Source organism: Pseudomonas asiatica (assembly GCF_009932335.1).
Lineage (GTDB): Bacteria > Pseudomonadota > Gammaproteobacteria > Pseudomonadales > Pseudomonadaceae > Aquipseudomonas > Aquipseudomonas asiatica.
In genome coordinates, this window is sequence record NZ_BLJF01000001.1 from 733,338 (window position 1) to 747,879 (window position 14,542).

At 60.4% G+C, this 14,542-nt stretch carries 12 protein-coding genes and 5 tRNA genes; 10 read left to right on the forward strand and 7 right to left on the reverse strand.

The features are described 5' to 3' along the window. Positions 1–112: 112 nt before the first annotated feature. On the forward strand, positions 113–1,000 hold the full coding sequence (locus GYA95_RS03370; protein WP_015269384.1) for an ATP-binding protein: 888 nt from the start codon (positions 113–115) through the stop codon (positions 998–1,000). Next, a complete protein-coding gene (locus GYA95_RS03375) occupies positions 1,001–1,483 on the forward strand; it encodes a GAF domain-containing protein (protein WP_015269385.1) in 483 nt (160 codons plus the stop codon). Positions 1,484–1,610: 127 nt separating this feature from the next. Here GYA95_RS03375 and GYA95_RS03380 read toward each other — a convergent pair whose 3' ends face one another. Next, the gene (locus GYA95_RS03380; RefSeq protein ID WP_015269386.1) at positions 1,611–2,378 is read right to left on the reverse strand and encodes a hypothetical protein; all 768 of its coding nucleotides are present in this window, start codon (positions 2,376–2,378) and stop codon (positions 1,611–1,613) included. A 287-nt stretch (positions 2,379–2,665) separates the two neighbouring features. Here GYA95_RS03380 and GYA95_RS03385 point away from each other — a divergent pair. The 5 genes from GYA95_RS03385 (at position 2,666) to GYA95_RS03405 (ending at position 3,226) form a co-directional block, all read left to right on the forward strand. Further along, a tRNA-Glu gene (locus GYA95_RS03385) sits at positions 2,666–2,741 on the forward strand. Between the two features lie 4 nt (positions 2,742–2,745). After that, positions 2,746–2,821 (forward strand) — tRNA-Gly (locus tag GYA95_RS03390). A gap of 89 nt (positions 2,822–2,910) precedes the next feature. Next, positions 2,911–2,986 (forward strand) — tRNA-Glu (locus GYA95_RS03395). A gap of 3 nt (positions 2,987–2,989) precedes the next feature. Beyond that, positions 2,990–3,065: transfer RNA gene (locus tag GYA95_RS03400), tRNA-Gly, on the forward strand. Between the two features lie 85 nt (positions 3,066–3,150). Beyond that, a tRNA-Gly gene (locus GYA95_RS03405) sits at positions 3,151–3,226 on the forward strand. A gap of 109 nt (positions 3,227–3,335) precedes the next feature. On the opposite strand, the gene GYA95_RS03410 is transcribed toward GYA95_RS03405, so the two are convergent. Then, entirely contained in the window at positions 3,336–4,421 is a 1,086-nt protein-coding gene (locus GYA95_RS03410; RefSeq protein WP_015269387.1) for a fimbrial protein, read from the reverse strand. Continuing rightward, complete coding sequence (locus tag GYA95_RS03415) at positions 4,418–5,530, reverse strand: fimbria/pilus outer membrane usher protein (RefSeq protein ID WP_015269388.1); 1,113 nt, start codon at positions 5,528–5,530, stop codon at positions 4,418–4,420. The genes GYA95_RS03410 and GYA95_RS03415 overlap by 4 nt, the downstream gene beginning before the upstream one ends. Positions 5,531–5,546: 16 nt before the next feature. Here GYA95_RS03415 and GYA95_RS03420 point away from each other — a divergent pair, with 16 nt between their 5' ends. Together GYA95_RS03420 and GYA95_RS03425 are read left to right on the forward strand one after the other, a co-directional pair. Beyond that, positions 5,547–7,544 carry an autotransporter outer membrane beta-barrel domain-containing protein gene (locus GYA95_RS03420; protein ID WP_015269389.1) on the forward strand — a complete coding sequence of 666 codons (1,998 nt, stop codon included), beginning with the start codon at positions 5,547–5,549 and terminating at the stop codon, positions 7,542–7,544. Positions 7,545–7,606: 62 nt separating this feature from the next. After that, positions 7,607–9,103 (forward strand): hypothetical protein, encoded by a 1,497-nt coding sequence (locus tag GYA95_RS03425; RefSeq protein WP_015269390.1) that lies wholly within the window; start codon positions 7,607–7,609, stop codon positions 9,101–9,103. Between the two features lie 6 nt (positions 9,104–9,109). Here the strand turns inward: GYA95_RS03425 and GYA95_RS03430 are convergent, their stop codons facing one another. The 3 genes from GYA95_RS03430 to GYA95_RS03440 form a co-directional block, all read right to left on the reverse strand. Next, positions 9,110–9,856 carry a fimbrial biogenesis chaperone gene (locus GYA95_RS03430; protein ID WP_161551235.1) on the reverse strand — a complete coding sequence of 249 codons (747 nt, stop codon included), beginning with the start codon at positions 9,854–9,856 and terminating at the stop codon, positions 9,110–9,112. Between the two features lie 63 nt (positions 9,857–9,919). Continuing rightward, positions 9,920–10,462, reverse strand: a complete 543-nt coding sequence (locus tag GYA95_RS03435) for a fimbrial protein (RefSeq protein WP_015269392.1) — start codon at positions 10,460–10,462, stop codon at positions 9,920–9,922. Positions 10,463–10,624: 162 nt separating this feature from the next. Continuing rightward, entirely contained in the window at positions 10,625–11,038 is a 414-nt protein-coding gene (locus GYA95_RS03440) for a PA2817 family protein (RefSeq protein ID WP_015269393.1), read from the reverse strand. Between the two features lie 273 nt (positions 11,039–11,311). Between GYA95_RS03440 and GYA95_RS03445 the strand changes: the two genes are divergently transcribed. Next, entirely contained in the window at positions 11,312–11,746 is a 435-nt protein-coding gene (locus GYA95_RS03445; RefSeq protein WP_015269394.1) for a hypothetical protein, read from the forward strand. A gap of 132 nt (positions 11,747–11,878) precedes the next feature. Here the strand turns inward: GYA95_RS03445 and GYA95_RS03450 are convergent, their stop codons facing one another. Then, complete coding sequence (locus tag GYA95_RS03450; protein WP_015269395.1) at positions 11,879–14,326, reverse strand: acyl-CoA dehydrogenase; 2,448 nt, start codon at positions 14,324–14,326, stop codon at positions 11,879–11,881. Between the last annotated feature and the right edge of the window lie 216 nt (positions 14,327–14,542).

A 14,542-nucleotide genomic window follows, 5' to 3' on the forward strand; every position in this document is an offset into this window, starting at 1 on the left:
GTCTGTTCATTTCAGTTGATTGCCAAGCGGGGGCCGCTTTGCGCCCCTTCGCGGGCAAGCCCGCGAAGGGGCGCAAAGCGGCCCCAAAAAACTGAAATTCGTAGGAGTCGTCATGGACGCTCGCTTGATTGCTTTCCTGGACCGCGCCGAATCGGTCCTGGCCCGCCTCGAACCCCTGTTGCCGGCCCAGCGCCCGAACATCGACTGGGCCACCACCCTGGCCGCGCGCTGGCAGCGCGATGGCCGCAGCGGCTACCTGCTGCCGCTGGAGGTCAGCCTGGACATTCGCCTCAGCGACCTGATCGGCGTCGACCTGCAGCGTGACCAGCTGGGCCGCAACACCCATCAGTTCATCAACGGCATGCCGGCCAACCATGCACTGCTGTGGGGCTCGCGCGGCACCGGCAAGTCGTCGCTGGTACGTGCCCTGCTGGCCGAGCACGCCGGTGCCGGCCTGCGCCTGATCGAAATCGAACGCGACCACCTGGCCGACCTGCCACGGGTGGTCGAGCAGCTGCAGAAGCTGCCGCAGCGCTTCATCCTGTTCTGCGACGACCTGTCGTTCGAAGCCGGGGAGGGCGACTACCGGGTGCTCAAGAGCGTGCTCGACGGCTCGCTCGAGCAGGCTCCGGACAACGTGCTGCTGTACGCCACCTCCAACCGCCGCCACCTGGTGCCGGAAAAGGAGAGCGACAACGAGAACTGGAAGCGCGTGGACGGCGAGCTGCACCCCAGTGAAGCGGTGGAAGACAAGATTGCCCTGTCCGACCGTTTTGGCTTGTGGCTGTCGTTCTACCCCTTCACCCAGGAACACTTCCTGAACGTGGTCGAGCACTGGATCGGCCAGCTTGCGCAAACTGCCGGCCTGGCCTGGCAGCGCAGCGAAGAACTCGACATCCTCGCCGTGCGCTGGGCCACCGGCCGCGGTAACCGTAATGGCCGTTGTGCCTATCAGTTCGCCCGCTACTGGGTCGGGCTGCAATTGCTGGAGCAAAAGTAAATGATCGACCTCAATGCCAGTGGCGCCGGCCTCGACGGCTACAACCTGCTGGCGGCGCAAGTGCAGGCGCTGTTTGCCGACGAGCGTGACTTCATCGCCAATGCCGCGCAGTTTTCGGCGTTCCTCTATAACCAGGTGGATGACCTGAACTGGGCGGGGTTCTACCTCAACCGCAACGAAGAACTGGTGCTGGGCCCGTTCCAGGGCCAGGTGGCATGCGTGCGCATCCCGTTCAGCAAAGGCGTGTGCGGGGCGGCAGCGGCCACCCGGCAGACCCAACGGGTAGAGGACGTGCATGCGTTCCCGGGGCACATTGCCTGTGACAGCGCGTCCAACAGCGAGCTGGTGATCCCGCTGGTGAAGGAGGGCAGGTTGATTGGTGTGCTGGACCTGGACAGCCCGAAGTTTGGGCGCTTCAGCGAGGCGGATCAGGTGGGGCTGGAGCGGTTGGCGGCGATTTTTCTGGAGTTGACCGACTGCTGATATTTGTTGCCTGTACCGGCCTCTTCGCGGCTAAAGCCGCTCCTACAAGGATCGCACCAAGCCTGAGGGCGATGCGGTCCCTGTGGGAGCGGCTTTAGCCGTAAAGAGGCCAGTACAGGTTAATGCATCAGTCGTACATCACCTTCTTCTTCCAGGTCTCTTCCTCATCGGTCTTGAGCCCCTGGGTCAGTTCATTCTGCTCGTCCTCCGCCGGGGCCATGCGGTCCAGCACCTGGGCGTTGGCCCGGGCCAGCAGCTTCTCCAGGTACGTCAGCTGCTCTTCATACACCTTCGGTTCCGGCTGCTTGCGCAGGTACTGCACGCCGCGCTCGAAGGCCAGGCGCGCCTGGCCTGGCTGGTTTTTCTGCAGGGCCTGCTGGCCGAGGTTGTTGAAGAACTCGATATGCAGCAGCACCAGGATATGGCGGATTTCCTTGATCCATTGCTTGGCCTCGGGCGTGGGCAGGAAGCCCTCCTGGGCGGCGCGGGTCACCTGGTTGTGCAACGCCTCCAGCAGGAAGCGCACATCCTTGGCCTTGATCTCGGTCTGGATCGGGTTGGGCGGGTTGTTCACCGGGATTTGCGCACCCAGGGCAATCAGCCTCTCCAGTTCGGCGATGCGCGCCTTGATCTCGGCATTGTGCTTGTCCATCGCCAGTTGACGCTGGTTGAGGTTGAGCTCCAGGCGGGTCAGCAGCAACTTCAAGGCCGGGGTCATGAACTGGCCGGGGAAGGTCTCGGTGATTTCGCCACAGCGGCGCAGGCGGTCGGCCAGCTCGACCTTCATCCGGGCGCGCTCGAGCTTACCGTTCTCGACCACATTGTTTAGGTAGCCGATCACGATCAGCAACGCGATACCCGCCACGATGAGCAGGGTGATCAGAAGTGGTGTCACCGTTAATGCCTCATTGAAGAAGAATTACAGCTTTGAGTGTAGTGAGTTTGCCGGGGGGCGAATAGCGGCTTTAGCCGCGAAAGGGCCGGCACAGGATTGCTTCTCTCTATATCGGCACCCCATCCCGCATCTGCACCCCAACTCACCCGGAAGTCATTGATTTAAATAAATTTCTACAAAGGGGTTGACGCCTGTACGAACCATCCATAGAATGCGCGCCACTTGCAGCGTAAAGCACACAGCGAAACGCGGCAGGGAGTGAAAGCAGGCAGTAATGCCAGCAGCGTGTCCCCTTCGTCTAGTGGCCTAGGACACCGCCCTTTCACGGCGGTAACAGGGGTTCGAGTCCCCTAGGGGACGCCAAATTGCGGGAATAGCTCAGTTGGTAGAGCACGACCTTGCCAAGGTCGGGGTCGCGAGTTCGAGTCTCGTTTCCCGCTCCAGTTTCTCCGGCAGCGCTTCGGCGAGGCAGGAAAAGAAAATCCAGGCTGAATCGTGAGGTTCAAACCTGGTGCACTGAAAAGTGTCGTGTGTCCCCTTCGTCTAGTGGCCTAGGACACCGCCCTTTCACGGCGGTAACAGGGGTTCGAGTCCCCTAGGGGACGCCATTTGCGGGAATAGCTCAGTTGGTAGAGCACGACCTTGCCAAGGTCGGGGTCGCGAGTTCGAGTCTCGTTTCCCGCTCCAGTTTAAATACTGTGGCGTCTATGCGGTGCAGTGGTGGTGAATGTCTTAAAGGCGCTTCACGCCGATAGCGGTAAGGTTTCACAATGCGGGAATAGCTCAGTTGGTAGAGCACGACCTTGCCAAGGTCGGGGTCGCGAGTTCGAGTCTCGTTTCCCGCTCCAAATCGAAGAACGAAGAAAGGGACGCAAGTCCCTTTCTTCGTTTTTGTCGTTTGTTTTTCTTCGCCATCCAGACCGCAGGGTATTAGCCCTGCGGTCTTTTTTTTGCCTGTCATTTGTAGCTTACGGTAAAGCTCAGTGCTCCCTCGGCCGAACCTGGCTTCACTATCGGCGAGCTCTGGTAGTAGCGGGCGTAAAAGTCCAGGCGGGTGATGCCGATTTCCACGGGCTTCATGCGCACTTCCGCTTGCAGGGGCATGGGGTTGCTTGTGTCGCCGCGCAGCAACTGGATTTCGACCCCGTCGGCGTCCGAGGCGCTGGTCAGGCTGAAGCGCCCTTGCGCGGGTACGGTGGGTTTCGAACCATCGATACCATCCAGCTCTATGTACACATTGGCGGTACCGGGGAGGGGCGCGCTGGCATCTTTGCAGTCAACGAGGTTGATGTGGAAGGGGACGGGTTTCGTCGTTGTGCCAACCCCTTTGAAATCATCGGCCTTGTAGTCGCCCAAGTGTACGGGGTCGGCACTGACTGCATCGGCTTTCAGCGAGCATTGTGCCTGGTTGACTTCCGCTCTCAGGCGATACTCCAGGACCTTGCCCAGGTGATGGATGGACCCATGGAACAGTTCACCGTCGATGCGTTGTGTCCCTGAGGCGATCGGGCCTGTCTTGATGAGCCATGCCTGGCCGTACAGCCTGGAAATTCTCAGGTTGAATGGCCCGGCGCTGGCCATGGTGCCGGTATAAGGGATGGTCGGCCTGCCATGGTCCGGGCGAAAGGTGTTGGGGGCGCTGCCATCGAAAGGGTCGAACAATTCCAAGTACACGCCCACCCCCGCCACATTGGTCTGCATGACATAGCCGTCGACGTTCCTGCCATCTATAGGTGGCAGGCTGCCAGAAAATACCGGAGCGGTGTTGGGCAAGCGGGCGGTAGGTATGTCGAGGTCGTTCCAGAAGCAATTGATGACTGCGCCCTCATTGTTTGTCGTGTCCATTGCGCCGCGGGCGATGACGGTACCGACAGGCGCATCGCGTGGTACCCAGAATGTGCCCATGTCGCGCTCGTAGGTCATGTAGCTGCCGCCCGCATCAAACGCGCAGCCTGCCTGTGCGGCGGTCGTCCATAACCCAAGGGCCAGGCTGCAACCGGCGAGCCACAGGTTGCGGTCCAGGGTGAGTCTGAGCAGTTTCATAAAAGAGTTTCCTGGGGTTTTTCGTCAGGCAGGGCTGCGCTTGCGCCCGCCTGGGGAAGTGGGCAATTCAAGGTTTTCAGGCGGTAACCGCCGTCCTGTTCGAGGGCTTGCGGGTCGATGCTCAGTTGGCAGACGTCGTCACCGGCACCGCCCCAGATCACCTGTATCTGCTGGTGACCGGCCCTGCGCGCCGACACCAGGGCCTGGCCTGCCTGGCCGACGACCCCTAGCGTCACGCCATCGGCATCGACTACCTGGGCACCGAATGGCACGGGGGCGCCATTGGCCTGTAGCAGCGTAAGCACCAGGCGGGATACATGCTCGGCATTGAACGATGCCTTCATCACCGCACCGCGCCGTGGCACGACTTGTTGGCTGGCATTGCCAATCACCACCTCTGGTGAAAGGTCGTCGGTCTGCAGCACCAGATTATTGAGCCGGTAGGGGCGCAGGTACGGGATCAATGCATAGCCTTCGGCATTGGTACGCGCCGCCGGGGTGTTCTGTACACCAACGCCTGGCACGCCGGGTACATGAACCAGCGCCATGGTTTCCCCCAGATGGCTACCGAAGGCCACACCCTCGTCATGCAGCAGCACGGCACCACTGGCATTCAACGACAGGCTGCGATAATCGCTGGCTTCGGTATAGCCCATGCCAATACTGGCCTGGCTGCCCTGATAGGCCATGGACAGCGCGGCGCTCTTGCGCCCTTGGTTATCATTGGTCAGTGCGGTGTTGTAGCTGAGCCGGCTGTCCAGCAAGCCGCCGTTCAGGCTGGCCCGTTCACTGTAGTGGCCATTCTCATGGCGCAGGTCGAAGCTGGCCTGTTGCTGGCGGCGAAAGTCCAGCGGCAGGTTCAGGCTCAGGCCGAAAGAGCGGCTAGCGTGGTTGCTGGTGTCCAGGGCTTGGGTGGCGAACAGGTTGACCCCCACCTTGCCCAGTTGCGTGTTGTACTGCAACTGGTACTGGCGGCGCTGGTAATTGGTTTGCCAGTAGGTGTCCTGGGAGAAGGTCAGACTCAGCGAACTGCGGTCACCTACGTTCTGGTAGACCGAAGCTTCCAGTCGGCTACGGCGGTTGCCAAGGTACCCCAACGCCAGGCTCAATGCGGTGGGCGCTTCAATGAATGATGTTGCTGTCGGTACTGGTGCGCACCTGAACATGCAAGCCAGCACGATCGAGGCCCAACGGGCGGATGGTGTCGATCTGGTGGCGGGCGCCTCTGCCAGCATCGCCGGCAACTCTCGGGTGGTCAGTGACCGCTTTGGCTTACGCTTGCAGCATGATGGCAGCACAGGTGCTTCGGCCTTGGTCTCCGACAGCCATGTCGAGGGTGGCAGGGCCGGGGCTCTGGTGTCCGCCGCATCACGTCTGGTGCTGCAGGGCAGCACGCTGGTTGGCAACGGCACGGCACCGGCAGCCCAGTTGTTTGGCAACGCCGAGCTTTCGGCACAGGGCAGCTCGGTGGTTGGCGCCACTGACGGCTTGCTGGTACTTGCCGACCCCACGTTCTCGGGGGCCGCCAGGATCAACTTGGTTGGCTCGCGGGTCGAGGGCCAGGATGGTTCGGCGATTGTCGTGGGGCACTCCCTGATCGGCCCGACCAAGGCGGACATCGTCGTTGCCAGTGGTTCGAGCCTGGTGGCGAGCAACGGTAACCTGCTTGAAGTGGTGGGAGGGTCCGAGGCCACCATGACTGTGGACAATAGCCACCTGGTAGGGGATGTACGGGTCGAGGCAGGTTCCAGTGCGGCCCTGATCCTGGACAATCAGGCCAGCCTGACCGGGCACCTGGAGAACGTGGCCGGTTTGACTTTGAACAACCAGGCGCGCTGGAACATGGTACAGAGCAGTCAGGTTGGCAGCCTGGCCATGAATGGTGGCGTGGTCCGTTTCGGTGAGCCAGGGCAGTACCAGCGCTTGACGCTGGGTACGCTGGCCGGTAGCGGTACCTTCATCATGGATGCTGACTTCACAACCGGTGCGACAGACTTCCTTGAAGTAGGCAACGCTACCGGTAGCCATAGCCTGCTGGTGGGTAGCAGTGGTGCGGACCCCGTGAGTGAGAACGCCCTTCACCTGGTGCATGCGGCAGCAGGTGATGCCAGCTTCTCTCTGGTTAATGGCCCGGTGGATCTCGGTGCATTTTCCTACGAGTTGGTACAGCGTGGTAACGATTGGTTCCTTGATGGTACGCGTAAAGTGATCAGCCCTGGCACTGCATCGGTGCTGGCGCTGTTCAATACCGCGCCCACCGTTTGGTACGGTGAATTGACCACCTTGCGCAGCCGTATGGGCGAATTACGCCTGGATGAGCGCAAGGCAGGGGGATGGGCGAGGGCTTATGGCAACAAGTACCAGGTTTCGGACAATGCGGGCAGCCCCTACAGCCAGGTGCAGCGTGGGTTCTCGATCGGGGTTGATGCGCCACTTCCATTCGGTGACGGCCAGTGGCTGGCCGGTGTAATGGCGGGCCACAGCTCATCTGACCTGGACCTGATTCGCGGCAGCTCCGCTGAGGTCAAGAGCTATTATCTGGGGCTTTACGCCACCTGGCTCGATGCACAAAGTGGCTACTACTTCGATGGTGTGATGAAGGCCAACCGTTTCGATAACAGTGCCAAGGTTGCTCTCAGTGATGGCCAGCGCAGCAAAGGTGACTATGACAACCTGGGCCTGGGCATGTCCGCAGAGTTCGGGCGCAACATCGACCTGGGACAGGGTTACTTTGTCGAGCCCTACACCCAATGGGCCATGGTCACGATCCAGGGTAAGGATTATCACCTGGACAATGGCCTGAAGGCTCAGGGTGACGATACCCGTTCGCTGCTTGGAAAGGCCGGGGCAACAGTGGGGCGTACCGTGCAGCTTGGCAAAGGGCGGCAGGTGCAGCCCTACGTACGTCTTGCCTACGCCCACGAATTCGTCGGCAGCAATGAGGTCAAGGTCAACGACAATCGGTTCGATAACGATCTGTCGGGCTCGCGCGCCGAATTCGGCATGGGTGTCGCCATCAGTTTGAACGAGCGCATGCAACTGCATGCCGATTTCGATTACGCCAACGGAGAAAAGATCGAGCAGCCGTGGGGGGCTAATGTCGGGTTCCGGTACAGCTGGTGATCACTAAGGAAGGAAGGCCTCGGCCTTCCTTTTTTGTGGGTCGGATTCAAAGAGGAGGTGATATGTACATCAAACCCGCGGGCTTTCTGTTCTGGCTGCAAAAGAAGTTAGCGAGCCTGTTTCGCAAGCGCCTGCTCGACCCTCCTTCTGCGCCGGCGGCGCTCGCGAACATCCCTGAGGGTGAGCTGAATTTGTTGCCGGTTGCGGCCCTTGGCCGGCCGTTGAGGATCGACGTGCCCATCTGGCAAGAGTCCAACCCGATGCCTGGTCTTCCAGAGGTATTGACGCTGTACTGGAACGGAGTGGCGGTTGGTGAGCCAAAGCGTTGGGAGGATAAGATTCCCGAGGACGATCTTTTCGTGGAAGCCCCTGTAGCAGTGCTGCTGCACGGCACCCAGGAAGTCACTTATGAAGTGTATGGGTTCAATGGTGTTGTCACACACTCCAGTCCGCTGACCCTTACGATTGACACCGTCCCCCCGGTACTCGGCGGCGATGAGGGGCTTTTGCTGTTTGATGAGGAAGTCGGGCGCGAGGGGGTGACGGCGCGCTATCTGGAAAAACATGAAGATCGCTTACTCGCTGAGGTACCTGTTTACCAGAAGGTTGCGGTAGGCGATGTAATTATCTACTACTGGGACGATCGCCCCTTTGCCAATGACAAGCTTGGCGAATATACGATTAACAGGCAGGACACTTCTCAGCCGATTTTCCTGCCGATCGAAGGCGACGATATAAGATCGCGAGGCGATGGTGAGCGCTATGTCCACTATCAGATACGTGACCGCGCGGGCAATCTCAGCGCCCGGTCCAGGCCTGTGCCGTTGCAGATAGCTGCCGCTCCAATTCCCCGGACCTTGCCTTGGCTTGAAATACCCCAGGCAACAGGCTCTGGAGAAGCGTTGTCGTTGCAGTTGAATGACTACCGGCCTCCGATGGTGGTCATCGTTCCCGAAGAGGCCGTGATTTATCCGGAGGAGCGGGTGACCGTCATTTGGGGAGAGCCAGGTGATGCGGGTTATTTCACAACATCCGAAGTGTTGCCGGGTACAGATAAACGGTTCTTGATCCCTGAGAAGAATTTGCTGGCTTACAGTAACCAGATACTCAAGGTTTCATACAAGGTTGATGACGGCATCGATGAGTTTCCCTCCACCCCGCGCAATCTCAAAGTCACGGCTCTCACAGAAAAACTGCCTCTTATCGAACTGATAGGTGTCATCGGCGATGGCTTCAGTCTAGCAAGTGCACCGGCCAAGGTGCCCGTACAGCTGGCTCCGTGGCGATTGATTGCGGTTGGGCAGCGCATCAGTATCTGGGTGACGGGGGTGTTGCAGAGCGGTGCCGAGGCTGGACCGCATCATGTCCTGACCGCGCATGCCATAAACGAAATGCAGGTGCGTCAGGGCGTTGGGGCAAACCAGGACGTCACCGTGCCGAAGACGTTTCTCGCCACCCTCAAACGTGACGCCCAGTTCACCCTGCATGTGCAGGTGAGTTTCGATGACGGGGCGCATTGGGTCGACTTCCCGGAATATCACCCTGTGCTGAGAGCCTGATCAGGCTCATGAGCGCCTTGCCGGGCTGGACATTGCTGGCGTTATGGCGCCGTAGTCATTGATGGTGGTGAAATCGACCTTCAGGTTGCCCTGGGCTGACAGTGTTTTCAGCGGATAGGTTTGCCTACCCAGCGGGATGGCCATTTTCCTGGCATCGATTTTTTCGCTGCCCTTGGGGCTGATGAGGGTCAGCTGGTTGAAGGTGAAGTAGTAGGGAGAAGGGTTGTCCACCACCAGGTGCGGCTTGCCGTCTATGGATTGCACGGACCAAGTGAGGTTTTTTAGATGATTCTGTGGGCGACCCTTTAGCTGGCTGGGGCGGAAGAAAACCTTGATGCGTGTGCGCAGGGCGATGTTCAGCACATTGTCAGGTTTATCGTTGGCTTGCGGGATTTCCTGCAGGTTGAAGAAGAACAGTGACTCGCGGTCTTTTGGCAAGTCATTCGGCAGGCGGTTGAGCTGCACGGTCTGCTCGCTGCCCGGGTCGATGCGGAATAGCGCTGGCGAGGCAATCAAGGGGACCGCAGTGGTGCTGTCATCGGCTTCAGTATTGATCCAGGCTTGTGCGGCATAAGCCCGGTTGCTTGGGTTGGCCACGACGATGCTGGTGCTTTGTCGGTCACTGGGTTGGATGATACGGGTGGAGCTGATGGTCAGGGCGGCATTGGCGCTGAAGGGGGCGAGCAGGAGCATGCAGATGGCCAGGGCATAGGCCGAGGTCAGGTTGAACTTGCTTGAAGTCGGATGGCGCATGGGGAGTCTCTACAGGGGTCGTTGCATGCGCCCCAGGCCCTGATCGAGCCTGGGGGCTTGTTGCTACTTGAGCGCGAACGTGTATTCGACCAGGACGTTTGCGTGGCCAGGCTCTACGGTGTTGGCGGTGGACTCGTAGTGTGCAAAGAAGTCCATCTCCGAGGGCAGGGTATCGTCGAGCGGATACGCGATGGATTCCTTATTGGGCTCCACGTAGTTTTGTGCTCTATCCAGGATGGCAAGCGCTATTCCTTTCGCGGCATCCGGGTCGATTCTGTCAAGGCCATATAGCTTTGTACCTGCTGTATCGTAAACGGGCTTGTACGTGACATAGCCATCTTGAGTGCCGACCACACAGCCGGCACCTGGCGTGACCTTCAAGGCGAAACGAACCAGCTTGGACTTGCTACCTGTAGCTGGGAAGTCCTCCGCTCGCAGGCTGCCCATTTCAAGCCTGGGGATGCTGGTTCCGGTTCCTGGGATGACCAGGTCGATAGGGCAGGTACCACCGGGTTTGATCGAGCCGGCGAAGGTGATCGTGCCTGTATCTGCAAATGCTGTGCTGCTTGCCAGGCCAAAGGCGATGGCGAGAAGGGTTTTTTTCATTTTCTGATCCTGGGGGCGAAAAAACGGGCCGAACAGACAAAAACTGTTCGGCGTGCAGGATAGAAAGGGGGGCGGGGTGAAGCTGTAGGCGAAGTCTACCTTTGGTGAGGTAATTGGAGACATTGCAAGGCGCGCTCGCAAGCGTGTGATGTGCTGTGCATATCAGTGCTGGGTATTGTCGCCATGAGCTTGGCTCATCAATCGCTTCTGCTGGTGCCAGTCGAACGCTTCGCCGCTCTGCTCGGCTTCGTAACGACGTTCTTCCAGCTGCTGGTACAGGTCCAGCTCTTCGTCGGGCATGTAGTGCAGGCAGTCACCCCCGAAGAACCACAGCAGGTCGCGTGGCACCAGGTGGGCGATTTGCGGGTAGCGCTGGATCACCTGGCAGATCAGGTCCTGGCCCAGGTACTGGCTTTCCAGCGGGTCCTGCGGTAGCAGGGTCAGCAATTCGTCGAAACGCTCGAGAAACAGGGTGTGGCTTTCCTCCGGTACCTGCTCGGCTTCACCCAGAGCCACCAGAATGGTACGCAGGTGGTTCAGCAGTTGCAGGTGGTATTCCAGGTGGGGGTTGGCCATGGGGGCGGTCCTCGGGGTAGTTGAAACGGGGGCGGAGTATACGCCGGTTGAGGGCGGGTTGGGGACGGTGGTGGCTGCTCCGCTCCATTGCGCCTTGTGATTACCCGATGCGGCATGGTCGGCGAGCACCGCGTGCGAACCATGGACCTGTCAATTCTGCCAGGTGCGCACGCACGGGTATTGATCTAGATTCAAGCCCACACAATGACACTGCACCGTTGCTGGCGGTGATAGGCGTTCAGGGCACTCAATCTTCCACGCGAGGTGCGTATCATGGAAAAGGGCAACACCCCGGCACAGAACGGTGCCATCATCTTCTGGCACGAGTCCAACGTCAGCCATGGCCTGACCTTGCCAGCAGAGGGCAGTGGCGAAAGGGCCAACAAGACGGTTGATGCGACCAACAGCGGTATTGCGATGAGCGACATCCCTTCTGCCTCGACCATTACGTTGAAGTATAGAAAGGCCCCAGACGATTGGGTTGTGCACTCATCCATCACATTCTTGACCACTCACAGGCCAGCGTCGCTCGACCGGACCCAATACAGCTATCTGCAGGGAACCTATTCCGTTGGCGACTTCGTCAGCGAAGGCCTGGGCCTGAAGGTGATTGCCAAAACGGGCTCAGCTCTCCTCCAGGCTGATATGAAAGCGAACCATCAAATAGATTGTGAAGTTCAGCTTTCCAAGTTCCCACCCAGTGCCTGAGCAGCCCTCAGGCACACGCGCTGTATTACGTGTTGCCAAGGTGTGGGACATTTCCCAAGAGACGGGGCCGCTTTGCGCCCCGTCGAAACACAAGACCGCTGTACTCCAAAATCGCGTCTGGCAATCAGCAGGTCAACGTACCTTGCCCTGCCCCAGTAGCAACTGCGTTTTGTCGAAGGCGTCCACATCGATGATCGCGCGGCGGGCTTGCTCGGCTTCACGCAATCGTTGCCCCTCGGTCGGCTGCAGTGCACCATGCTCGACTGCCGCATCGATCAGCGACTGCCCTGGTGCCGGCTGCACCTTGCCCTCCTTGATCGCCTGATGAAGTGCCTTGTACAGTGGCACGGTTTCATCCAGCAAGTCGCAAGCCCGTTGCAGCGCTGCCACCGGGTCGCCCTCGCCCTGCGGCCTGAAGCAACCAGCAAGCAGCTCTTCCAGCGCCGGGTCGCCCTTGCTGCGGCCGATCAGCGCCGCCACCTCTGCATCCAGTTCATCGCTCGGCCCGGTATGACGGCGGCCGAAGGGGAACACCAGTATCCGCAACGCGCAGCCGACAAAGCGGTTAGGGAAGTTGTCGAGCAGCCGGTCCAGGGCTGTTTCCGCCTGGCCCAGGCTTTCCTCCATCGCCCAGCGCAGCAAGGGCTGCATGTGTTCCGGTGAGCCCAGGTCGTGATAGCGCTTGAGCGCGGCGCTGGCCAGGTACAGGTAACTCAGCACATCCCCCAGCCTTGCGCTCAGCCGTTCGCGGCGTTTCAGTGCGCCGCCCAGCAGCATCATCGACAGGTCAGCCAGCATGGCGAAGGCCGCTGCCTGGCGGTTGAGTGCACGGAAGTAGCCTTGGCTCAGGGCATCGCCGGGCACGGATTCCAGTCGCCCCAGCCCCAGGCTGAGTATGAGTGTGCTGGCCGCATTGCCGGCGGCGAACATGATGTGTTTCATCAGCAGGTAATCGAATTCCCTCAATGCCTGATCGCGGTCCTCGCGCCCGGCCAAGGCCATTTCCTTGAGCACGAACGGGTGGCAACGGATGGCGCCCTGGCCGAAGATCATCAGGTTGCGCGAAAGAATGTTCGCCCCCTCGACGGTGATGAAGATCGGCGCCCCTTGCCAGTTACGGCCCAGGTAGTTGTTCGGGCCCATGATGATGGCCTTGCCGCCGTGTACATCCATGGCGTGCTGGATGCACTCGCGGCCACGCTCGGTGAGGTGGTACTTGAGGATCGCCGACAGCACCGAAGGCTTCTCGCCCAGGTCCACGGCCTTGGCGGTCAGCAGCCGCGCGCTGTCCATCAGCCAGGCGTTGCCGCCGATGCGTGCCAGCGACTCCTGGATGCCTTCGAAGGCAGCCAGCGGAACATTGAACTGTTCGCGGATGTTGGCGTACTGGCCGGTGACCAGACTGGTGTATTTGGCAGCGCCAGTGCCCACGGCCGGCAGGGAGATGGAGCGGCCTACCGACAGGCAGTTCATCAGCATCATCCAGCCCTTGCCGAGCATGGCCTGGCCACCGATGAGGAAATCCAGCGGCACGAATACGTCCTTGCCGCTGTTGGGGCCGTTCATGAACGCGGCGCCCAGTGGCAGGTGGCGCTTGCCGATTTCGACGCCGGGCGTGTCGGTAGGGATCAGCGCCAGGCTGATACCCAGTTCTTCCTGCTCGCCCAACAGGTGGTCCGGGTCGTAGGCCTTGAACGCCAGGCCCAGCAGGGTGGCGACGGGACCGAGGGTGATATAGCGCTTTTCCCAGTTCAGCCGCAGGCCGATGACCTCTTCGCCGTTCCATTGCCCTTTGCAGACCACCCCGGTGTCAGGCATGGCGCCTGCGTCGGAGCCTGCCAGCGGGCCGGTGAGGGCGAAGCAGGGGATTTCATCGCCACGCGCCAGGCGTGGCAGGTAGTGGTTGCGTTGTTCGTCAGTGCCGTAATGCAACAGCAGTTCGGCCGGGCCGAGCGAGTTGGGCACCATCACGGTGGAAGCCAGGTCGCCGCTGCGGGTAGCCAGTTTCATCGCCACCTGGGAGTGGGCGTATGCCGAAAAGCCTTTGCCGCCGTACTCCTTGGGAATTATCAGGGCGAAGAAGCCATTCTGCTTGATATGCGCCCAGGCTTCGGGCGGCAGGTCCATGTCCTGGCCGATCTGCCAGTCGCTGACCATGGCGCACAGTTGTTCCGTCGGGCCGTCGATGAATGCCTGTTCTTCTTCGGTCAGCTGTGGAGCCGGGTAGGCGAGCAGGGTGCGCCAATCGGGACGGCCGCTGAACAGTTCGCCGTCCCACCACACGGTGCCGGCGTCGATCGCCTCGCGCTCGGTCTGCGACATCGGCGGCAGGGTGCGCTGGAACCACTTGAACACGGGGCCTGTGAATACCTTGCGGCGCCATTCCGGCAGCGCCACCAGGGCGACTTTCAGGGCCAGCACTATCCAGATCAGGGTCAGCAGCCAGCCGGGAGCACTGCTGAAAATGCCCATCAGCAGTACATAAGCCGCCATGATGCCAAGAATCTGCAAGGGCGCCAGGCGCCGGTGCGTGAGGTACGCCGCGCCGATCACCAGCACTACCAACCACAACAGCAACATAATCGGTCCTCCTTGGAACCAGGGGGGTAAGCCGTCCCAGACAGCTTAGACGCAACGCTGCGAACGGCCGGGTCAGAACAGTGACAGGGTATGGCGGCGGGAGTTTCAGGGCATTGCTTGTCTGTACCGGCCTCTTCGCGGGTGAACCCGCTCCCACAGGTACTGCATCACTCTCAGGTCTGGCGCAGAACCCTGTAGCGGGTTTACCCGCGAAGA